Origin of the sequence: Lujinxingia litoralis, assembly GCF_003260125.1 — a bacterium.
GTDB classification, from domain to species: Bacteria; Myxococcota_A; Bradymonadia; order Bradymonadales; family Bradymonadaceae; genus Lujinxingia; species Lujinxingia litoralis.
Map to the genome: position 1 here is coordinate 154,213 of NZ_QHKO01000008.1, position 18,750 is coordinate 172,962.

Here is an 18,750-nt window from a genome sequence, read left to right on the forward strand (position 1 = left end):
ACCGGGGAGCTCATCGCCGGTCAACGCTCCGGGGCTGGCGAGTCCAGGGTGATGTAAGGTTGGAGTTTGGCGTAGGTGGCAGGACCGATGCCTTTGACGCGTTTGAGGTGGCTGAGGCGAGTGAAGGGGCGTTGGCGGCGGTAGTCGAGGATGCGGGAGGCCAGCGCAGGGCCGATGCCGGGGATGGCGGTGAGTTGGGCTTCGGTGGCGGTGTTGAGGTTGATTTGAGCAGGTGGTGTGGGCTCGCTGGTGGTGGCTGGAGCCGGGGCTTCGTCGGGGAGGTGGTGTTCCGGGGTGTCGGGCGTCGGGGCCCTCTCGGCGGATGCGAGGCGTTCTTCGGCCAGGAGTTGCGCTCTGGGGGCGGCGGGAAGTGCGGCGTGTGTGGTCGGGGGCCGAGGGTCGAGGTGGAGCGAGGGGGCGGTGTCGGAGTCGCTCGGGAGGGGGTGGGGCGTGTCGTGAGCGAGGGCGCGTTCGAGGTCGAGGGCGAAGAGGGCGTCGCCCGGGCTGGCGGTGTCGAAGGCTTCGAGGTCGGAGAGACGTTCGGGGGCGTCGATCTCCTCGCTCTCCTCGCTCTCGTCGAACGCGTCGAGCTCGTCGCCAGGGAATGCGTCGAGCTCGTCGAGCGCATCCGGCCCGTCGTTGGGGGGCTCGTCGGTAAGGCTTGCCGCCCGCAGATCGCGGGACGAGGGAGCCGAAGGCACAGGCAAGCAGTCCCGGGGGGACGGGAAGTAGGTGATGGCCAGCTCGGAGGCGTTGGCGTCGGTGCAGGCCGCCAGGGTGAGTGTCAGGAGAAGGAGCATGGAGCCCCTCCAGAGGTGGCAGATCGCGAGGTCAAGGATCGGTGGTGTGTGCATGGTCAGGCCCCCGGGCATGTAGGTGGATGTGTGACTTCCCTGCACCTGTTGTCGGCTCAGACGCGTGACCTTTGCGTACGAGAGTAAAAAAAGTGGCGCTTCGGGCAAAAAAAAGACGCCGCGCGGGCGCGGCGTCACTCGAAGGGGGGGAGGCGTCAGGAGAGCTCTTTGAGCTCGCGGGCCGCCCGGCGCTCGCGGCGAGTGGTGATGAACCAGGCCACCAGGATCGAGAGGCCGTAGAGCAGGATCAGGGGGGCCGCGAGCATCATCTGGGTGACGACATCGGGGGGGGTGAGGATGGCGGCCAGGATGAAGGCTGCGATCACGGCGATGCGCCAGTGCTTGAGCAGGTGGCGGTGGGTGAGCAGGCCGACTGCCGAGAGAAAGGAGGTGACGACCGGCAGCTCAAAGACCATGCCGAAGCCCAGCAGGAGCTTGGTGGTGAGCGCGAAGTAGTCTTTGATCATCAGCGTGGGGTTGGACACTTCGAGGGAAAAGCCCAGCAGAAACGCGTAACCAAAGGGGATCACGACGAAGTAGCAGAAGCTCGCGCCGAGAAAGAAGAAGAGGGTTCCGAAGAAGACAAAGGGCAGCGCGGCGCGCTTCTCATTGGGGTAGAGGCCCGGGGCGACGAAGCGCCAGATGTTGAAGAGGATGGCCGGGCTGGCCAGAAAGACCGCGGCCAGTATGGCGGTCTTGAGCAGGGTGAAGAAGGGCTCGGCCAGGTCGGCGTTGTGCATGTTGGCCAGCTCCCCTTCGGGGGCGGCGTTGATGAGAGGCTGGAGCAGGAAGTTGAAGATGTCGGTGGCAAAGTTCCAGCACACCAGAAACGCAATGACCAGGGCCACGAAGCTAAAGAGGAAGCGCCGGCGCAGCTCGGCCAGGTGCCCCATAAAGCTCATGCGCATGTCATGGAGGCTCTCGACGGAGGCCTGAGAGCGCGGATCAGGGGAGGCGTCATCGCTCATCGCATCGGCTCCGGAGCCTGGGAGGCGGAGAGGGTGACGGGGTGGAGGGCGTCGCTGCTGGCCGCGGGTTGAAGGACGACCGGATGGGTCTGGTCGGTCTTCGCGGGGCTGGCCAGGGCGATGGCTTGAAGCTGGTTGTGGTGCATCAGGTACTGCTGCTCCAGGAGGCGATCAAAATCGCGTTCGTCGAGCTGGTCCAGGCCCATAGGCTCGGCGCTGGGGTAGCGATCGCGGGGGGCGGAGGCGGTGTTGACCCGGGGCGTCGGCGCGTCGGTGGCGTCGGCGGGGGAGGTATCGGCGTCAGCGTTGGCCTGCGCGGCGGGTTTGGGCGCGGCGGGTTTGGGCGCGATCTGCGGGAGGGGCTTGTTGAGATCGAGCTCGTCGATCATCAGGGCGTCGCGCAGAGTGTTGGAGGCTTTGCGCAGCTCGCGCATGCCTTTGCCCGCCCAACGCGCGAACTCGGGCAGCTTCTCGGGGCCGGCGACCACGAGTACGAGCGCGGCGATGACCATGAGTTCTGGAAAGGAGATGCCGAACATCGTCAAAGGCCTGGTTCAAGGGGAGCCGGGGACGCCGGCGGCGATCGGGCTCAAATTTTCCACTTGATGCTACAACCCATCGAGGGGTGTTGTTCCTCGACGGGGCGTTCGCCGTCAAGCAAAGCAAGAATAGCATCGTGAAGATCTCGTCGGGTGCGGGCGGCGGGATCTTTCCAGTTGTCGTCGAGACGACCGCAGTAGGCCAGGGTGCGCTGCTGATCGTAGACGAAGAAATCCGGGGTGCAGACCGCGCCGTAGGCCCGGGCTACTTCCTGGGTCTGGTCGTAGAGGTAGGGGAAGGGGAAGTCGTACTGGCTGGCGAGTTCGGCCATGGCGTCGGGGCCGTCCTGGGGGTAGCGCTCGGCGTCGTTGGCGCTGATGGCCACGAAGGCGACCTGGTCGGCGGGCCAGGTGCGGCCCAGGGCGACCAGGCGATCGAGGACGGCCTGGACGTAGGGGCAGTGATTGCAGATGAACATCACCACCAGGACCGGGGCCTGGGCGAAGTCGTCGCGGCGCACCAGGGTGCCCTGCGTGTCGGGCAGCGCAAAATCGGGAGCGGGGGTGCCCGGGGCGGGGGCCCGGGTTTCGAGAAGCGCCATGAAAGACCTCGCAGTCAGGAGATAAAGAGACGCGAAAAGCGCCCGGGGCTTCAGCCCCGGGCGCCTGGGAACCACGTGTAGGCTGTGGCGCTCGTTAGCAGAGGTGGCGGGTGTAGGTCCAGCCGGCGATCTCACTGGCCTGGAGATCGTGGTGGTCAATATGCCACAGGGGCACCACATCGATGGCGTGTTCGGCGTCGAAGTGGTTGAGAAAAAAGGTCGCTTCGGCGCGTCGTTTAAACGAAGGGGTGGGCGCGGAGCGGGGGTTAATGGTGGCCAGCGCCGGGAGCACGCTCTGGAGCTCGGCGTGGGGGCTTTGGTCGGTGGGAGTGGTGTCGGTATGGAGAGCGGCGCTGGAGAGGGCCGCGTGGAGTTCGGGGGCTTCGAAGAGAGGCAGGGGTTGCCGGGAGCGAGTCATCGTGTCCTCCAGACGTGGAGCGCCGCGGATCTGGCAGTGATTCGCGGCGGAGAGGTCGGGCGAAGGGTGCGTTTCATCGCCCGGTCAAGTTCCGTCAGAGGCGAACTTGTTCACAATGACTGTAAAGTCCAGCCGATGTCTCCCGGCCCGGCTCAGCCCCGGTCGGCCAGGGCCTGAGAGGCCAGGGCGTCGTAGAGCTCAATGCCAGCCTGGAGGTCGCTTAACTCGATGTGTTCGTGATCGGCGTGGGCCAGGCGAATGTCGCCGGGGCCTACCAGCCACACCGGCGCGAGCTGACTTAAGTAGGTGGCGTCGGTGTTGAAGGGGACGGTGTCGGTGTCGTAGCCCGCGGGCGGGTCAAAGAAGACCGGATCGTTGAAGACCGCGCCCTCGATCCGGGCCTCGTGCTCCCTGGCGAGCGCTTCGACGCGCTCCAGCAGGGGGACAATCGGGCTGACGGCGCGCATGAGGATCTGGGCGCTGGCCGCCGGGGCAAAGACGTTGGCGGCGACCCCGCCGGTGATCGTGCCGACGTTGAGGGTGGTCGGCCCCAGGAGCGGGTCGACCGGCCAGTCATCGGTGCGCAGGGCCTGGAGCGCGTTGAGCAGGCGCTCGATCGCCGAGACGCCGCGGTCGGGGAAGGCCGAGTGGCCGGCGACGCCCTCGGTGTGCAGCGTGAACTTGAGCATGCCCTTCTGGGCCGCGACCACTTTATTGCGGGTGGGTTCGCAGAGGAGGATGCGCTCCAGCCCGTCGAGGTTGAGGTTCACGCTGGTTTTGGCGCCGCAGTGGTCGACTTCTTCGCCGACGACCAGCAAAAATCCCACCTCGCGCTGGCCGCGGGCAAGCAGGCGTTTGGCGGCCTCCAGCATGGCCAGGAGTCCGCCCTTGGTGTCGCAGGCGCCGCGACCGTAGATGCGGTCGTCCTGGCGGCGCACCGGCAAAAAGGGCGGCACGGTGTCGACGTGGGTCGAAAAGAGCACGCGGGCGGGCTGGTCGGTGGTGGCCAGGAGGTTCCAGCGGCCCTCGGCGACCGGCTGGCGGGTGATCTGTGTAAAGCCGGCCTGGACCAGTTCGGTCTCCAGCGTTTCCAGAAAGGCGCGCTCCTGGCCGCTGGTCGAGTCGATGCGAAGCCAGGATTGCAGGTGATTGGCGAGCGAATCGGGGGAAGGATGGGCAGCCATGCGAACTCCTCAAGCGAAAGCGTCAGCGGTCTCTACGCCAGATGTAGCAAAGGCCGGGGGCCGGGGGCAAAGGCGATGCGCGGGCTGAGCGGGGGTAAAGGTGATGAATGATGCCCGCGCCCCCAGGTGGGGTGGGGGTAAAGGTGATGGCTGATGCCCCGGGGGCTCGTTTTTGGAGATTTTGGGGGATTCGGGGGATGAGCGCGCCCGGGCCGCCCGCCAGATCGGGCAGGCGCGCGCCGACCAGATGCGCGGATCGACAGCCGGAGCCATCGGTGGCAGGATGCCGCCCGATGGCGCGCCCGCCCGGGGCGCGACCTGCTCACGATGAGACCAGCTACGAGGAAACCATGGCTATGATCGACAACGATGTGCTCAAGGCTCGCCGCGCGCGCTTGATGGAGAAGATCGGCCCCGAGGGCGTGATGATCGTGGTGGGCCCGGGGATGCGCCGGCGCTCCAACGACACCGAGTACGCCTATCGCCCCTCCAGCGATGTGCTCTACTTGAGCGGGTTTGGTGAGCCCGAGGCGGTGGTGGTGCTGGCCCCGGGCCGAGAAGAAGGGGAGTTCGGGCTCTTTGTGCCCGATAAAGACCCGGCCAAAGAGCAGTGGGAAGGGCGCCGCGCCGGTCCCGAAGGCGCGGTGAAAACCTACGGCGCCGACGTGGCGTTCGGGTTGAGCCAGCTCGATGAGGAGCTGCCCGCGTTTCTCAAGGGCCGTCAGACCCTGTACTACACGCTGGGGGTGGAGCCGGAGTTCGATCAGCGCGTGATCTCCTGGGTGCAGACCCTGCGCCATCGTCGCAATCAGCACCTGGCGATGCCGGCGGCGATCAGCGATGCGCGCGATCTGCTCTTTGAGGCGCGCCTGATCAAAGAAGAAGCCGAACTCCAGGTGCTGCGCCGCGCGTGTGAGATTTCGGCGGAGGCCCATATCCTGGCCATGAAGCACTGCCGCCCGGGGATGATGGAGTACGAACTTCAGGCGCTCATCGAGTATCACTTCCGCCGCTCGGGAGGCACTTATCCGGCCTACGCGTCGATTGTGGGCGCGGGCGATAACGCCACGATTCTGCACTATACCGAGAACGAAGATCGCATCGGGGAAGACGATGTGGTGCTCGTCGATGCCGGGTGTGAGTACGGCCATTATTCGGGTGATATCACCCGGAGTTTTCCGGCGAGCGGCCGTTTCAGCGAGGCCCAGCGCGCGCTCTATGAGAAGGTGCTCGTGGTGCTCAATGAGACGATCGAGATGATCAAACCCGGCCTCCCCTACGACGCGCTTCAGGAGGAGGCGTCGAAGAAGCTCGCCGCGGCGATGATCGAGCTGGGGCTTCTGGATGAGACGCTGGAAGAGGCGCTGGAGTCGAAGTCCTACCGCAAGTATTACCCCCACGGCATCGGGCACTGGCTGGGCATCGACGTGCACGACGTGGGGCTCTACAAGCTCTCCGAAGACGACTCGCGGGAGTTGGAGCCGGGGATGGTGCTCACCATTGAGCCGGGCATCTATGTGCCGGCCGACGATGAGAGCGCCCCGGAGGCGCTGCGCGGGGTGGGCGTGCGCATTGAGGACGATATTCTGGTGACCGCGTCCGGGTACGAGAACTTAACGCGGATGTGCCCCAAATCGGTCGAGGAGGTCGAGGCCCTTGTGGGCTCGGCGCCCGCCGACGCGCTGGAGATCTGAAAAAGTATGTGCGGGCTGTGCGTGGCCCCTTGTAAAAGAGAGGGCACAGGTCGCACATTAGGGTCTGTTTTAAGTGAACGACTCGGCAGGTGATGTTCCCAAAAACCGGGCCCGCAGGGCCAGCCGTTGAGCAGCAGTGAAGAGGAGCAGGCGATGAATGATCAGGGGCAGGACAACTCGAATAACGACTGGGCCGCGCCGCAGCATGAGCCGCCGCCCGCGCAGAGTTTTAAGGATTATCGGCCGCCGGAACAGCATCTGGCTCAGCGCCAGCAGGGGGGGCCGGGAGGGCTGAGCAATGATCAGATCATTGCGCTGGTGCTCAGTTTCTTCATCCCCGGCGTGGGGCAGATCATGCAGGGGCAGACGGCCAAGGGGCTGGTGATTCTGGCCGCGGCGATCGTCACCGGGTGCGCCGGTGGGTTGATCTCGATCGCTTCGGTGATCGATGCGTATCTGCTGATCAAGGCCAAAGAGAAGCGCGTGGTGGGGGACTGGGAGTTTTTCCCGGACTTCAATGAGACCTTTGGCTCGAAGTAAAGCCGCCCGACAGGCGCGTGTGATGCGTGTTTGAGCCGGCGCGCCCCGAGAGGGGCGCGCCGGTTTTTTTATGCGCCGAACCCGGGGGACAGGCGGCGTTTCTATGTTCAGCGTTGATGCAAGGCGGTCGGCGAGTTAAGCTCATCTTATCACGACCATCCGAGATGTATGGGGAGCCGAACGTCGAGACGTCGGGACGCAAGCCGAGTGATGGTGTTGCGTGTTAAGGTGTTGAATTCATTGGGGGAGTTGTCGCGCCGAGCCGTACCAGGTGCATTCTTTTTTCCGGGCAGGGATGCCCACAGGAGATGCCATGGAAGTGCTCTTTTGCTTTGTTGACGCGCCGGCACCGGGGGACCGTTGGGCCACCGATGTGAGCCTGGACGGTTTTATCGAAGCGCACGGTGAGTTTTGCGATATCCGGGGGTGGGTGGCCGCCAAATCCAGCCAGGAGGAGGCGCAGAACTGGACCCGGGAGGCGGTGGCCGCCGGGCTGCAGCACTACGCGCGGGAGACCTTCGCGCGGCGCTACCTCGATCTTTTGGAGCGGGTGGACGCGCTGGTGTGCGAGGCGCTTCAGGATAGTGTGCTGGTGATGCAGGTGTTGCTGGATCGGCCCGGAGCGTCCGGTGAGTTGCGGGCGCGGGAGCGGGAGATCTGGGCCGAGGTGCTCGACTCCGAGGAGGGGGTGGCGCGCTATGTAAGTGGGACGATGATGGAGATGCGGGGCTTAAGCCGCCTGGAGCGTATGCGCCGGCTGTACGCGTTGCGTGGGGAGCGCCTGGGGAGGAGCCTGCCCTTTGGTGTGAACGCGGTCGAGATCCTGTCGGAGGCCTTTGGTAGCGAGGCCTTTGTGGTCGACTTTCTGGCGATTAAGGAGCGGGCGGTGCGGCCGACGGACGCGGTGAGTCGGGTCTGTCGCGATCTCGCGCAGCGCGATCTGAGGGCGCTCTACCGGAATATCTTTCGGGATTCGATGCGGGGGCTCTGCGAGAGGTTCAGCGTGAGCCGGCGTTTTCAGCGTTACGTGGTCCAGGGCTGGGTGTTGCCGGAGGTCGATCGTCGCTTCCAGTTGCGGGAGCTCGGCCAGGAGCCTCCCCGGGAGACGCAGGTAAGGTACCGGGGGTTCCCCCGGGTGCAGGGGCTCAGCGGCACGCAGCCCTTTTGAGCTCGGGCCTCAGGGCGTCGGGCGTTGAGAGGTGGCCGAGGCTTGCCAGGTTGGGCCCGGTCCTTAATGCTGCGGGCGCGCGGCCGTCCTTTGGCCCCCTGAGTTCGCTGATTTACCAACGTCGTATCGGAAGGTTGTCCATGCTTGTTCTGCTTTCGCCGTCGAAGTCGCTTGATTTTGAGACCCCCGTGGGGGTCCGTGACCACAGCCAGCCTCCCTTTCTTGAAGATTCGCAGCAGCTTATTGAGCTGCTGCGTACGCTCTCCCGCGAAGATATCAAAAGCTTGATGGGGATCAGCGATAAGCTGGCCGATCTCAACTACGAGCGCTATCGCGACTTCGCGTTGCCCTTTAGCCCGGAGAACGCGCGCCAGGCCCTGTGGGCGTTTACCGGCGATGTGTACACGGACTTTCAGCTGCCGAGCTACGGCGAGGAGGATGTGCGCTTTGCCCAGGAGCACCTCCGGATGCTCTCGGGGCTCTACGGGGTGTTGCGTCCCCTGGATCTGATCCAGCCCTATCGCCTGGAGATGGGAACCCGACTGAAGAACGCGCGGGGCAAAAATCTCTATGAGTTCTGGGGCACGAAGATCACCGAGGCGCTCAATAAAAGCCTGGCCGAACAGGACTCCAAAGCCGTGATCAATCTGGCGTCGAACGAGTATTTCAAGTCGGTCGATAAGAAGGCGCTCCAGGGGAATCTGGTCACCCCGGTGTTCCGGGACCGCAAGGGCGACACGTATAAGATCGTGGCCTTCTGGGCGAAGCGGGCCCGGGGGACGATGGCGGACTATATCGTGCGCGAACGCATCACCGATCCGGAGCGTCTGAAGGGGTTCACCGGCGGGGGGTACATCTTCAGTGACGAGCGCTCCACGGAGCGCGAGTACGTGTTTTTGCGCGAGGAGCAGCCGCGCTAAGTCACTCGGGCCGGCATCGGCGCTGATGTCGGACACAACAAAAACCCCGCTCGCCAGGGACTGGCGAGCGGGGTTTTTTTCGTGAGGAGAGCCCCCCGGTTTTTGGGGGGCGCGGCCTGACTTACTTCTTGTTGCGGGCCTTGAGCAGGTCGCCCAGCGTTCCCATGCTGCCGCCCGAGGAGAGGCTGTCGTCCTGGTAGCTGGTGGGCGCGGCCTTGGAGGGGTCGGTCTGCTCGGCGATGGTCGCGGCGTCTTTGAGGCTCAGGGCCATGCGTCGGCGCTCGGGCTCGATGTTGAGCACGCGGGCGGTGATGTCCTGGCCGGCGGTGAACTGGCGATGGGGCGTGCCCCCCTCGGAGAGGTTCATCTCGCTGCGGGGCAAGAGCGCGGTGATGCCACCGCCGAGTTCGATGAAGGCGCCGAAGTCTTCAACGCGGGCCACGTTGCCCTGGACTTCCATGCCGATGGTGAAGCGCTCGTCAATGGCGCTCCAGGGGTCGCCTTCGGCGGCCTTCATGCTCAGGCCGATGCGTCGACGCAGCAGGTCGATGTCCTGGACTTCCACCGAGACTTCTTCGCCGACGGTGACCACGTCGGCCGGGTTGGCGACGTGGCGTTCCCAGCTCATCTGCGAGACGTGGACCAGGCCTTCGACGCCGGGGGCGATCTCGACGAAGGCACCAAAGGGGGCGATACGCACCACGCGCCCGAGTACGCGGCTGCCCACGGAGAATTTCTCGTTGACGTCGAGCCAGGGGTCCTGCTCGGTGGCCTTCATGCTCAGCCCGATGCGGATGGGCTTGTTGCGCACGGGCTCCTCGATGCTCAAGACCTCGACCTTGACCTCCTGGCCGACTTTGACCAGGTCGGTGGGGTGGTCGAAGAAGGTGTGGCTGAGTTCCGAGACGTGGACCAGGCCTTCGAGCCCGCCGATGTCGACAAAGGCACCGAAGTCGGCCACGCGGGTGATGATGCCGTCGAGGACCTGGCCAACTTCCAGGGTTTTGAGGGTCTCTTCGCGGGCCTCCTTTTGTTGTTCTTCCAGGAGCGCGCGGCGGCTGACGACGACGGTGCGCCCGCCGTCGCGGACTTCCTGAACTTTAAAGGAGTAGGTCTGTCCCACGTGGGCGTCGGGCTCTTCGGTGAAGCCGAGCTCGATCTGGCTGATGGGGCAGAAGGCCTCGACGCCGGCCAGGTCGACCTCAAAGCCGCCTTTGTTGGTGCCGGTGACGCGCCCGCTGATGGGGAGGCCGGTGTCGTGGGCGGTTTCCACGGCGACCAGGCCCTGGCGTCCGGCGCCAAGCTCTTTGCCGAGCTGGATGCCGCCTTTAAAGCCCAGGACGTAGAAGGAGTAGGTCTGGCCGGGGACCAGGGTCACGTTGCCTTCATCGTCTTCGTAGGCGGCGCGCTCGGCGACGCCCTCCTGGTTGGCGCCGATCTGCACAAAGATGCTGGAGGAGCCCACGGTGATGACGGTGCCCTCGATCTGGTCGCCCACATCGAAGCGCTTGCGCGAGGGGGTGGCGGCCTGGTGGCCTTCAAACATCGCGGCGAAGTCGTCCATGGTGGCCGAGGTGTCGGCGAAGGTCATGCCGCTGGCCTCGGGCTCTTCTTTCTTAGTGGCGCCGGGGGCCTCCTGTTTGGGAGCCTCTTTCTGAGGCGCGTTGGGAGCTTTGGGGGCCTGAGGCGCGCGGATCACCTCGATCTTGCGGTCCGGGCTGTCACCGCGGGCGCTGGCATCGGGTTGCTTCTTGCGGGCGCGAGGCGGCACGGCCTGGTCGGCGGGTTTGTTGGACTTGTTGTTTTTGGAGTCGTTGGAGGCCATGGTCGCTGCCTGTTTGATGTGTTTATCAGGGGATGAAGAGGCCAGAACTTCAGATCGGAGGCTACCGGCCCAGGCCGGAGGCCTGGCGTACACGGGCGATCACGTCTTCGACGGTGGGGCGAACCTTGCGGGCGCCGGCGTCGAGGACGTCGTCGAGGTAGTTATGGTCGTCGATGATGGCGTTGAAGCGCTCGCGGTAGGGCGCGAAGTGCTCGTCCATCTTCTCAAAGAGCGCCTGCTTGGCGTGGCCGTAGCCATAGCCACCGCGACGGTAATTTTCTTCCATCTCGGCGAGCTCCTCGGCGGAGGCGAAGAGCTTGTAGAGGGTGACGATGTTGCAGGTCGAGGGATCTTTGGGATCGTCGAGACCTTTGGAGTCGGTCTCGATTTTCATGATCTGTTTGCGCAGCTTTTTGGGGGGCAAGAGGGGCTCGATGATGTTCCCGTAGCTCTTGCTCATCTTGCGGCCGTCGAGGCCGGGGACGGTGGCCACGTCTTCGCGGACCCGGGCCTCGGGCAGTTTGAGGAAGTCCCCGCCGAAGGCCGAGTTGAACTTCTGGGCCATGTCGCGGGTCATCTCAAGGTGCTGCACCTGGTCGGCGCCTACCGGGACGACGTCGGAGTCGTAGATCAGGATGTCGCTGGCCATGAGCACCGGGTAGGTGAACACGCCGTGGTTGATATCCTTCTCGATGCCCTGGTCCCTGGCGGCCTTGTAGGCGTGGGCGCGCTCCAGCAGGCCCATGTGGGTGACGCAGCTCAAGAGCCAGGTGAGCTCGGTGACCTCGGGGATGTCCGACTGGCGGAAGAAGGCGGCTTTTTCGGGGTCCAGACCAAAGGCCAAAAAGTAGGCGGTGATCTGGTAGACCGATTGGCGCAGGGCCTGCGGGTCGCGCACCGTGGTCAGGGCGTGGTAGTCGGCCACAAAATAAAACGCTTCGAAATCATCCTGCAGATCGATGGCCGGGCGGATCATGCCCAGGTAGTTGCCCAGGTGCGGGAAGCCGGTGGGTTTGATGCCCGAGAGGCTGCGCTTTTTGGCGGGCGTGGCTTGGGAAGACATGTCAGTGCTCATCAGCGGTCAGGGAAAAGTAGGTCACCCTCAGTGGCGAGGTCCGGGCAGGTTAGCTGCGGGTGATGCGCCAGCTGCGGTGGGGTTTGGAGTGTTGGAAGTCGTGGGGAATCGTTTTGTGGGTGAGCTCCTCGACGCGGGCGCCGTGGAGGGGGCCGGGCTGGAGCTTAAAGTTTCGAAAGTTTGTCGAGAAGTAAAGCGCACCGCCGGGTTTGAGCAAGTTCAACGCGGCGTTGATCAGCCAGGGATGGTCGCGCTGGATCTCGAGGGTGTCGTCCATCTTCTTGGAGTTGGAGAAGGTGGGCGGGTCGAGCACGATCAGGTCGTAGCGTTCGCGGGCGCGGTCCGGGCTGGCCAGGTACTGCAGGATGTCGGCGCGCTCAAAGCGGTGTCCGCGCAGGCTCATATCATTGAGCGCGAGGTTCTCGCGGGCCCAGCGCAGGTAGGTGTTGCTCATGTCGACCGTGGTGGTCTTGCGAGCGCCGCCGGCGATGGCGTGCACGGTGAAGGCGCCGGTGTAGGCAAAGAGGTTGAGCACGCTCTTGCCCTGGCTCTCTTCGCGGACCATCTGGCGGGTGATGCGGTGATCGAGGAAGAGGCCGGTGTCGAGGTAATCGGAGAGGTTGACCTTGAATTTGAGGCCGTCTTCTTCGACGACGATTTCGCGGCGCTCGTGGGCAAATTTGGAGTACTGCCAGGAGCCCTTCTGGCGTCGGCGCGTTTTGACAAAGACTTTTTCGGCCGGGATCTGAAGCTCGCTCATCAGGACTTCGAGCATGGCGTCGAGCCAGGCTTCGTTGTCCATATCGCGGAACTTGCGCCGGGCCATCAGGGCGACGTGGAGGTAGCCCTGATAGAAGTCGATGAGGAGGGGGATCTCGGGGATGTCGGCGTCGTAGAGGCGGTAGCAGCGCTGGTCGAGGCGCTGGGCGGCGTTCTGGATGCGGCTGATGTTCTTCTGGAGACGATTTTCGAACATCGCCGCCTGTTCGGTGGTGCTCATAGGGCGGCCGGGGGGATGGGGGGAGGAGGGGGCTGGCAAGCCAGAAGAGGAGCGGCCCGCGCGCGGGGCGCGGGCCGGCAGGTCGCTCAGTTGGAGCGGGTCTTCTCCTCAACCATGCCGGTTGAGTCGTAGAGGCGAGACTTGATGGCGGCCTTAGAGAGGATGTGCGCGCTGACCGGGGCGGTCATGAAGAGGAAGAGGGTGATCAGGACCTCGTGCAGGGTCAGCGACTGGCGTGTGTAGGTAAAGAAGAGCATCGAGGCGGTGAGCATCGCCCCCAGGCCCAGCGTGGTGGCCTTGGTGGGGCCATGCAGGCGCATGAAGAAGTCGGGGAGTTTGGCCAGGCCCAGCGAGCCCACAAAGGCGAAGAAGGCGCCGATGATGATCAGGGCGGCGGCCGGGATCTGAATGAAGAGCGGCAGCTCGGTCATGGTGTGCTCTCGAATGCGAAGAAGGAGTGGCGACGCGGATCACTCGATGATGTTGCCGCGCAGCAAAAACTTGGCCATGCCGACGGTGCTGACAAAGCCCATCATGGCGATGAGCAGCGCGGCCTCGAAGTAGAGGTCGAGGTTCCACCAGATCCCGCCCAGGATCAGCAGGGCGATGGAGTTGATGTACATCGTGTCCAGCGCCACCACCCGGTCGAGGATGCTGGGCCCCTCAAAGAGGCGGAAGGCGCAGAGGAAGATCGCCGCGGCGACGATGCCAAAGGCGAGCATGATGGCGTAGGTCAAAATCATTGGAAGGCCTCCAGCAGCGGGGCCTCGTAACGGGCCTTCATCAGCTGAATCTCGGTGTCGGGATCGCTGGTGCTGAGTGCGTGGACCAGCAGGGTCTTTTTATCGCCGCTCAAGTTGGCCGAAACGGTCCCGGGGGTCAGCGAGATGGTCGCCGCAAAGATCGTGATGGCGTAGGGGTTGGTCAGCTGCACCGGCACCTCCAAGAAGGTCGGGGTGAGCTTGCGGGTCGGTCCCAGGATCAGGCGGGCCACGGCGATGTTGGCCACCAGGATATCCCACATCACGATGAAGACGTAAAAGATCAGGGGCCGCAGGCGCCGCACCCGGGGGAAGGTGTCGGTGAAGCGCCGGGTGAGGGCCGGGATCGCCAGGGCAAGGATCACCCCCTTGATCAGGGTGGAGGCTCCCAGCTCACCGTGGGCGAGCAGCCAGATGGCCAGCAGCACCAGGCTGAAGAGGGGCTGAGGCAATAAGCGTTGTGGAATGCTGATCACTTCAGTGGTCCTTTGTGAGGAATTCATCACTCATGCCTGTGTCGGGGAAGATCACCGGGTCGACCATGACCGCTTCGATGTACTGCTCGGGGTTGAGCAGCTGAGCGGCCAGGGCGTCGGTGAACTCGGTGATGGGGCCGGCCAACGCGCTGTAGGTAGCGAGTACGGCGAGGATGGCAACCAGGGGGGCGGCCTGGAGCGCGGAGGTGCGCTCGATCTGGTCTTGTTTGGCGGGGGGAACTTCGCCGCCCTTCCAGATGACCTCGGTGCCCACGCGGCTCAGTGCCACCAGGCCCAGAAGGCTGGTCAAGAGCAGGACGACCCAGAGCCAGAACCCACCGGGCTCGGTGATGGCGGCCTGAAGCATCAGGAGCTTGCCCAAAAAGCCGCTCAAGGGCGGGAGGCCGGCGGCGGCCACGGCCGCCCCGAAGAAGAGCAGACCCAAAAGGCCGGGCTGGGAGAGTTTCCAGCCCACGCGGATCTCGTCGGTGAAGGGTCCACGTTGCAGGCTGATACGTTCCACGAGCAAAAAGAAGAGGCCCATGATCAGCGTGGAGTGCACCATGTAGTACACCGCCCCGGAGATGCTCTCCTGGCTGAAGAGGCCGATGCTGGCGAGCATGCTGCCGAGCGAGGAGATGATCAGGTAGCCGATCATCGGGCGCATCCGGCGGCTGCCCATGGCGCCGACCATCCCGAAGAAGAGGGTCATCAGGGCCAGGGGGAAGAGGTAGGGCTCGATGAGGTCGGCGCCGACGCCGGCCTCCGGGCCGAAGATCAGCGTGGAGGTGCGCAGGATGGCGTACACCCCGACCTTGGTCAGGATGGCAAAGAGGGCGGCGACCGGAGCGGTGGCCGCGCCGTAGACCGAGGGCAGCCAGAGGTAGAGAGGCAGCAGCGCGGCCTTGAGGGCGAAGACGACCATCAGGATGAGCCCGCCGGCCTGGAGGATGGCCTGGTCTTCGGGACCCAGGGCGGCGACCGAGAGGGCCATATCGGCCATGTTCAGGCTGCCGGTGACGCCGTAGAGGGTGCTCACTCCGATCAAGAAGAGGGCCGAGCCCACCAGGTTGAGTGCCACGTAGTGGATGCCTGCTTTGATGCGCTTTTTGCCGCCGGAATAGACCAGCAGGTTGTAGGACGAGAGCAGCAGGATCTCGAAGAAGACAAAGAGGTTGAAGAGGTCACCGGTCATAAAGGCGCCGGTGATCCCCAAAACCTGGAACTGGTAGAGGAAGTGGAAGTAGGGCCCGCGCTTATCGGTGCCCTGAACTGCGTAGGTGAGCACCAAAAAGGCGACCACGCTGGTCAGGGTGACCATCAGGGCGGCCAGGCGGTCGACGACCACCGTGATCCCGAAGGGCGCCGACCAGTTGCCCATGGCGTAGCTGAAGATCTCGCCGGAGAAGGTCTGCGAGAGCATCCAGAAGCTAAAGGCCACGTAGAAGGCCGAGGAGGCCAGCGCCAGGGTGCGTTGGAGGGCGATCTTCGAGTTGGGGATCAACGCGCAGATAAGCCCGGTGACCAGGGGCAGCACGATGGGAATGACGATCCAGTTATTCACTGCGCCTGCTCCTTGCCGTCGAGGTGATCGGTGCCCAGCTCCACATAGCCGCTGATGGCCAACACCAGAATAAAGGCGGTCATGGCAAATCCGATGACGATAGCGGTGAGGATCAGCGCCTGGGGCAGCGGATCGGCGTAGGCCTCCAGGGGCACGCCGTCGCGCAAGATCGGGGGCTCCCCGGAGGTGAGTCGACCGGTGCTAAAGATGTAGAGGTTGGCGGCGTATGAGAAGAGGGCCAGCCCGACGATGACCGGGAAGGTGCGCGCGCGCAGCACCAGATAGAACCCACATGCCACCAGTACGGCGATGGCGGCGGCGACTAGGGCTTCCATGGATTGGTCTCCTTGCGGTAGGCGTCAGAATCGTAGGTGGTGTCGGAGCGATTGAGCGCACCGAGGTTCGAGAGGATGACCATCATGCCGCCGACCACGCCCAGGAAGACGCCCAGGTCGAAGAAGACGGCCATGCCGATGCCGGGCTCTCCGAAGAGGGGCACGAGCATGGTCATAAAGGGTTTGCCCACGAGCAGGCCGGAGGCCCCGGAGGCCACCGCGATCAGGACGCCGATGACGGCCATGGTGCGGAAGTTGATCGGCATGCGTTCATTGGACCAGTCCTGACCGCTGGCCATGTACTGGATGATCAGGGCAACGGTGGCGACCAGGCCGGCGATGAAACCACCGCCGGGCAGGTAGTGGCCGCGGAAGAAGATGTAGACGGCGACGATCAGGATCATGCTCATCAGGGGGCGAGTGGCCGAGGTGAGCATCACCGGGAAGCGGTCCTGGACCTTGCTCTTGACGCCCTCAATGAAGGCGGGGTTGACGTTGGCCAGGAGCGCATAGATGCCCAGGCCGGCCATGGCCAGCACGCTGACCTCGCCCATGGTGTCAAAGCCCCGGATGTCGACCAGGGTGACGTTGACGACGTTTTTGCCGCCGCCGACCGGGTAGTAGGCCTTCTCCAGGTGGGTCATGCTGATGGAGTCCTGAGGCCGGGTCATGACCATGTAGCTCATCCAGCCGGTGCCCAGGCCGGCGATGGTGGAGAGCACGCCGTCGCGAACTTTGCGCAGCGAGAAGCCGCCCTCGGAGGGGGTCTCTTTGGGCAGGACGTAGAGGGCCAGGAGCAGGAGCATGATCGTGACGACCTCGACCGAGAGCTGGGTCAGCGCGAGGTCGGGGGCGGAGAACTTCACGAAGAAGAGGCTTACCGAGAGGCCCACCACCGAGAGGATGGAGAGGGCGACCAGGCGCTGCTTGTGGTAGACGACGACCCCGATGCAGGCCGCGGCGAAGATGCCGAAGATGACCAGGGTGACCGGTTCCAGCGCGGTGCGCGGGAGGTTGCCCGGCGCGAAGTCGAAGAGGAAGAAGGGGATGGCGCCGGCGACCACGGTAACGGCGATGAGCAGCATGATGTAGCGCTGCAACGAGCCGTTATCCAGGGCAACGGTGGTGGCGCGGGTGGCATCGACGACGCGGTTGACCAGGCCTTCGAAGACGCGCTTGCCGTAGAGGTCGGGCCAGTAGCGCTCGGCCAGGGCAAAGAGCTTAAAGCGCAGGGTAAAGAAGGCGGCGCCGCCGAAGATGGCGATCAGGCTCATGACGACCGCGGCGTTGAAGCCGTGCCACAGCGCGATGTGGTCGTAGCCCTGGGGCAGCGCGCCGCCGATGGTGGCCATGGCGGCGGCGTTGAGCAGGGGCTCGCCGGCGGCCGGGTAGACGCCGATGACGACGCAGATGGTCACCAGGACGGCCACCGGCATCCACATGCCAAAGGGCGGGTCATGGGGTTTGGCCGGGGTCTGACCGACTTCGCCAAAGAAGGTGTCGATGACCAGGCGCACCGAGTAGGCCATGGAGAGCAGGCCGGCGACGGTGACGATGACCGGCACGATCCAGTCCTGCTCCAAGAAGGGGAGCTTCCAGGATTCGTAGAAGAACATCTCTTTGGAGAGGAAGCCGTTGAAGCCCGGGATGCCGGCCATGGCCGCGGCGCCCAAGGTGGCCAGGGTCATGGTGATGGGCATCGCGTGGCGAAGGCCGCCGAGGATGCGCATATCGCGGGTGCCGGCCTCGTGGTCCACGATGCCCACGCTCATGAAGAGGGAGGCCTTAAAGGCGGCGTGGTTCATGATGTGGAAGACGCCCACCAGCGCGGCCATCGGGGTGCCGAAGCCAAAGAGGGTGGTGATCAGGCCCAGGTGGCTGATGGTGGAGTAGGCCAGCAGGCCCTTGAGGTCGTGTTTGAAGAGGGCGACGTAGGCCGCAAAGGTCAGGGTGACCAGGCCGGCGCCGGTGACCAGGAAGAACCACTCCGGGGTGCCGGAGAGGGCCGGGTGCATGCGAGCCAGCAAAAAGACGCCGGCTTTGACCATGGTGGCCGAGTGCAGGTAGGCGCTCACCGGGGTGGGCGCGGTCATGGCGTTGGGCAGCCAGAAGTGGAAGGGGAACTGAGCGCTCTTGGTAAAGGCTCCCATCAGCACCAGGAGGAGCGCCGGCAGGTAGAGCGCGTGGCTCTGGATACGGCTGGCTGAGGCGAGGATGGCCGAGAGCTCGTAGCTGCCCACGATATGGCCGATGAGCAACATGCCGGCAAAGAGCAGGAGCCCGCCCATCCCGGTGATGGCCAGGGCCATGCGGGCGCCCTGGCGAGCCAGGGGGACGTGGGTCCAGTAGGCGATGAGCAAGAAGCTGCTCAGGCTGGTGATCTCCCAGAAGAAGGCCAGCAGCAGCACGTTCTCGGAGAGGACGACCCCGAGCATGGCGCCCATAAAGGCCAAGAGCGCTCCGAAGAAGCGCCCGCGGGGGTCATCGTCGCTCAGATAGTAGTGTGCGTAGAGCACGACCAGGGTGCCAATGCCCAGGATCAGAATGGCAAAGAGCATCCCCAGGCCGTCGACCCGAAACGAGAGGTTCAACCCCAGGGTTTCGATCCATGGCCAGAAGGCCACGAAGGTCTCCCCGGCGAAGACGTCTCCGGCCATGCTCAATAAGAGCCCCAGGGAGAGCGTGGTGGGGAGGAGGGCGCCGACAGTGGCCGCGGTATGACTCTGGCGGGCCAACAAAATCGGGAGGAGCAGGCCGACGAAGGGCAACAAGACGATGAGCAAGGGCGTCATGACATCTCGGATCGTTACGGGAGACGGACGCCACC

Annotated in this window: 19 protein-coding genes; 4 read left to right on the top strand and 15 right to left on the bottom strand. The window is 64.6% G+C overall.

Annotated features, from left to right (window positions below; all coding sequences use genetic code 11):
- Positions 1 to 20: 20 nt before the first annotated feature.
- The 6 genes from DL240_RS15730 to DL240_RS15755 form a co-directional block, all read right to left on the bottom strand.
- Complete coding sequence (locus DL240_RS15730; RefSeq protein ID WP_111730859.1) at positions 21 to 800, bottom strand: ComEA family DNA-binding protein; 780 nt, start codon at positions 798 to 800, stop codon at positions 21 to 23.
- A gap of 209 nt (positions 801 to 1,009) precedes the next feature.
- On the bottom strand, positions 1,010 to 1,822 hold the full coding sequence (gene tatC, locus DL240_RS15735; RefSeq protein ID WP_111730860.1) for a twin-arginine translocase subunit TatC: 813 nt from the start codon (positions 1,820 to 1,822) through the stop codon (positions 1,010 to 1,012).
- Positions 1,819 to 2,361 carry a Sec-independent protein translocase subunit TatA/TatB gene (locus tag DL240_RS20320; protein WP_199589836.1) on the bottom strand — a complete coding sequence of 181 codons (543 nt, stop codon included), beginning with the start codon at positions 2,359 to 2,361 and terminating at the stop codon, positions 1,819 to 1,821. The genes tatC and DL240_RS20320 overlap by 4 nt, the downstream gene beginning before the upstream one ends.
- Positions 2,362 to 2,411: 50 nt before the next feature.
- Positions 2,412 to 2,963 carry a thioredoxin family protein gene (locus tag DL240_RS15745; RefSeq protein ID WP_111730861.1) on the bottom strand — a complete coding sequence of 184 codons (552 nt, stop codon included), beginning with the start codon at positions 2,961 to 2,963 and terminating at the stop codon, positions 2,412 to 2,414.
- 94 nt (positions 2,964 to 3,057) lie between these two features.
- Positions 3,058 to 3,381, bottom strand: coding sequence for a hypothetical protein (locus tag DL240_RS15750; protein ID WP_111730862.1), 324 nt, complete (start codon positions 3,379 to 3,381; stop codon positions 3,058 to 3,060).
- A 152-nt stretch (positions 3,382 to 3,533) separates the two neighbouring features.
- Positions 3,534 to 4,565 (bottom strand): M20/M25/M40 family metallo-hydrolase, encoded by a 1,032-nt coding sequence (locus DL240_RS15755; RefSeq protein ID WP_111730863.1) that lies wholly within the window; start codon positions 4,563 to 4,565, stop codon positions 3,534 to 3,536.
- A gap of 350 nt (positions 4,566 to 4,915) precedes the next feature.
- Here DL240_RS15755 and DL240_RS15760 point away from each other — a divergent pair, with 350 nt between their 5' ends.
- The 4 genes from DL240_RS15760 (at position 4,916) to yaaA (ending at position 8,887) form a co-directional block, all read left to right on the top strand.
- Positions 4,916 to 6,259 carry an aminopeptidase P N-terminal domain-containing protein gene (locus tag DL240_RS15760; protein ID WP_158542626.1) on the top strand — a complete coding sequence of 448 codons (1,344 nt, stop codon included), beginning with the start codon at positions 4,916 to 4,918 and terminating at the stop codon, positions 6,257 to 6,259.
- A 153-nt stretch (positions 6,260 to 6,412) separates the two neighbouring features.
- Entirely contained in the window at positions 6,413 to 6,799 is a 387-nt protein-coding gene (locus DL240_RS15765) for a hypothetical protein (protein ID WP_111730865.1), read from the top strand.
- A gap of 313 nt (positions 6,800 to 7,112) precedes the next feature.
- Complete coding sequence (locus tag DL240_RS15770; RefSeq protein WP_111730866.1) at positions 7,113 to 7,967, top strand: hypothetical protein; 855 nt, start codon at positions 7,113 to 7,115, stop codon at positions 7,965 to 7,967.
- 140 nt (positions 7,968 to 8,107) lie between these two features.
- On the top strand, positions 8,108 to 8,887 hold the full coding sequence (yaaA, locus tag DL240_RS15775) for a peroxide stress protein YaaA (protein WP_111730867.1): 780 nt from the start codon (positions 8,108 to 8,110) through the stop codon (positions 8,885 to 8,887).
- 121 nt (positions 8,888 to 9,008) lie between these two features.
- On the opposite strand, the gene DL240_RS15780 is transcribed toward yaaA, so the two are convergent.
- The 9 genes from DL240_RS15780 to DL240_RS15820 all read right to left on the bottom strand — a co-directional run bounded on the left by DL240_RS15780 (position 9,009) and on the right by DL240_RS15820 (position 18,715).
- Positions 9,009 to 10,712, bottom strand: a complete 1,704-nt coding sequence (locus DL240_RS15780; protein WP_111730868.1) for a S1 RNA-binding domain-containing protein — start codon at positions 10,710 to 10,712, stop codon at positions 9,009 to 9,011.
- A gap of 61 nt (positions 10,713 to 10,773) precedes the next feature.
- On the bottom strand, positions 10,774 to 11,775 hold the full coding sequence (trpS, locus tag DL240_RS15785) for a tryptophan--tRNA ligase (RefSeq protein ID WP_111730869.1): 1,002 nt from the start codon (positions 11,773 to 11,775) through the stop codon (positions 10,774 to 10,776).
- Positions 11,776 to 11,836: 61 nt separating this feature from the next.
- A complete protein-coding gene (locus DL240_RS15790; RefSeq protein WP_111730870.1) occupies positions 11,837 to 12,787 on the bottom strand; it encodes a class I SAM-dependent methyltransferase in 951 nt (316 codons plus the stop codon).
- Positions 12,788 to 12,873: 86 nt separating this feature from the next.
- Positions 12,874 to 13,218 (bottom strand): Na+/H+ antiporter subunit G, encoded by a 345-nt coding sequence (locus DL240_RS15795; RefSeq protein WP_111730871.1) that lies wholly within the window; start codon positions 13,216 to 13,218, stop codon positions 12,874 to 12,876.
- A 39-nt stretch (positions 13,219 to 13,257) separates the two neighbouring features.
- Positions 13,258 to 13,527 carry a K+/H+ antiporter subunit F gene (locus tag DL240_RS15800; RefSeq protein ID WP_111730893.1) on the bottom strand — a complete coding sequence of 90 codons (270 nt, stop codon included), beginning with the start codon at positions 13,525 to 13,527 and terminating at the stop codon, positions 13,258 to 13,260.
- Positions 13,527 to 14,024: a Na+/H+ antiporter subunit E gene (locus DL240_RS15805; protein WP_158542627.1), complete on the bottom strand. Its 498-nt coding sequence runs from the start codon at positions 14,022 to 14,024 to the stop codon at positions 13,527 to 13,529. The genes DL240_RS15800 and DL240_RS15805 overlap by 1 nt, the downstream gene beginning before the upstream one ends.
- A gap of 1 nt (position 14,025) precedes the next feature.
- A complete protein-coding gene (locus tag DL240_RS15810; RefSeq protein ID WP_111730873.1) occupies positions 14,026 to 15,588 on the bottom strand; it encodes a monovalent cation/H+ antiporter subunit D in 1,563 nt (520 codons plus the stop codon).
- Complete coding sequence (locus DL240_RS15815; protein ID WP_111730874.1) at positions 15,585 to 15,923, bottom strand: Na+/H+ antiporter subunit C; 339 nt, start codon at positions 15,921 to 15,923, stop codon at positions 15,585 to 15,587. Before DL240_RS15815 ends, DL240_RS15810 begins: the two co-directional genes overlap by 4 nt.
- Entirely contained in the window at positions 15,911 to 18,715 is a 2,805-nt protein-coding gene (locus DL240_RS15820) for a monovalent cation/H+ antiporter subunit A (protein ID WP_111730875.1), read from the bottom strand. The genes DL240_RS15815 and DL240_RS15820 overlap by 13 nt, the downstream gene beginning before the upstream one ends.
- Positions 18,716 to 18,750 lie beyond the last annotated feature (35 nt).

Excerpts from the sequence above, each read along its gene's own strand:
- DL240_RS15730 (WP_111730859.1), bottom strand. The coding sequence starts at position 800 with ATGCTCCTTCTCCTGACACTCACCCTGGCGGCCTGCACCGACGCCAAC.
- tatC (WP_111730860.1), bottom strand. The coding sequence starts at position 1,822 with ATGAGCGATGACGCCTCCCCTGATCCGCGCTCTCAGGCCTCCGTCGAG.
- DL240_RS20320 (WP_199589836.1), bottom strand. The coding sequence starts at position 2,361 with ATGTTCGGCATCTCCTTTCCAGAACTCATGGTCATCGCCGCGCTCGTA.
- DL240_RS15745 (WP_111730861.1), bottom strand. The coding sequence starts at position 2,963 with ATGGCGCTTCTCGAAACCCGGGCCCCCGCCCCGGGCACCCCCGCTCCC.
- DL240_RS15750 (WP_111730862.1), bottom strand. The coding sequence starts at position 3,381 with ATGACTCGCTCCCGGCAACCCCTGCCTCTCTTCGAAGCCCCCGAACTC.
- DL240_RS15755 (WP_111730863.1), bottom strand. The coding sequence starts at position 4,565 with ATGGCTGCCCATCCTTCCCCCGATTCGCTCGCCAATCACCTGCAATCC.
- DL240_RS15760 (WP_158542626.1), top strand. The coding sequence starts at position 4,916 with ATGGCTATGATCGACAACGATGTGCTCAAGGCTCGCCGCGCGCGCTTG.
- DL240_RS15765 (WP_111730865.1), top strand. The coding sequence starts at position 6,413 with ATGAATGATCAGGGGCAGGACAACTCGAATAACGACTGGGCCGCGCCG.
- DL240_RS15770 (WP_111730866.1), top strand. The coding sequence starts at position 7,113 with ATGGAAGTGCTCTTTTGCTTTGTTGACGCGCCGGCACCGGGGGACCGT.
- yaaA (WP_111730867.1), top strand. The coding sequence starts at position 8,108 with ATGCTTGTTCTGCTTTCGCCGTCGAAGTCGCTTGATTTTGAGACCCCC.
- DL240_RS15780 (WP_111730868.1), bottom strand. The coding sequence starts at position 10,712 with ATGGCCTCCAACGACTCCAAAAACAACAAGTCCAACAAACCCGCCGAC.
- trpS (WP_111730869.1), bottom strand. The coding sequence starts at position 11,775 with ATGTCTTCCCAAGCCACGCCCGCCAAAAAGCGCAGCCTCTCGGGCATC.
- DL240_RS15790 (WP_111730870.1), bottom strand. The coding sequence starts at position 12,787 with ATGAGCACCACCGAACAGGCGGCGATGTTCGAAAATCGTCTCCAGAAG.
- DL240_RS15795 (WP_111730871.1), bottom strand. The coding sequence starts at position 13,218 with ATGACCGAGCTGCCGCTCTTCATTCAGATCCCGGCCGCCGCCCTGATC.
- DL240_RS15815 (WP_111730874.1), bottom strand. The coding sequence starts at position 15,923 with ATGGAAGCCCTAGTCGCCGCCGCCATCGCCGTACTGGTGGCATGTGGG.
- DL240_RS15820 (WP_111730875.1), bottom strand. The coding sequence starts at position 18,715 with ATGACGCCCTTGCTCATCGTCTTGTTGCCCTTCGTCGGCCTGCTCCTC.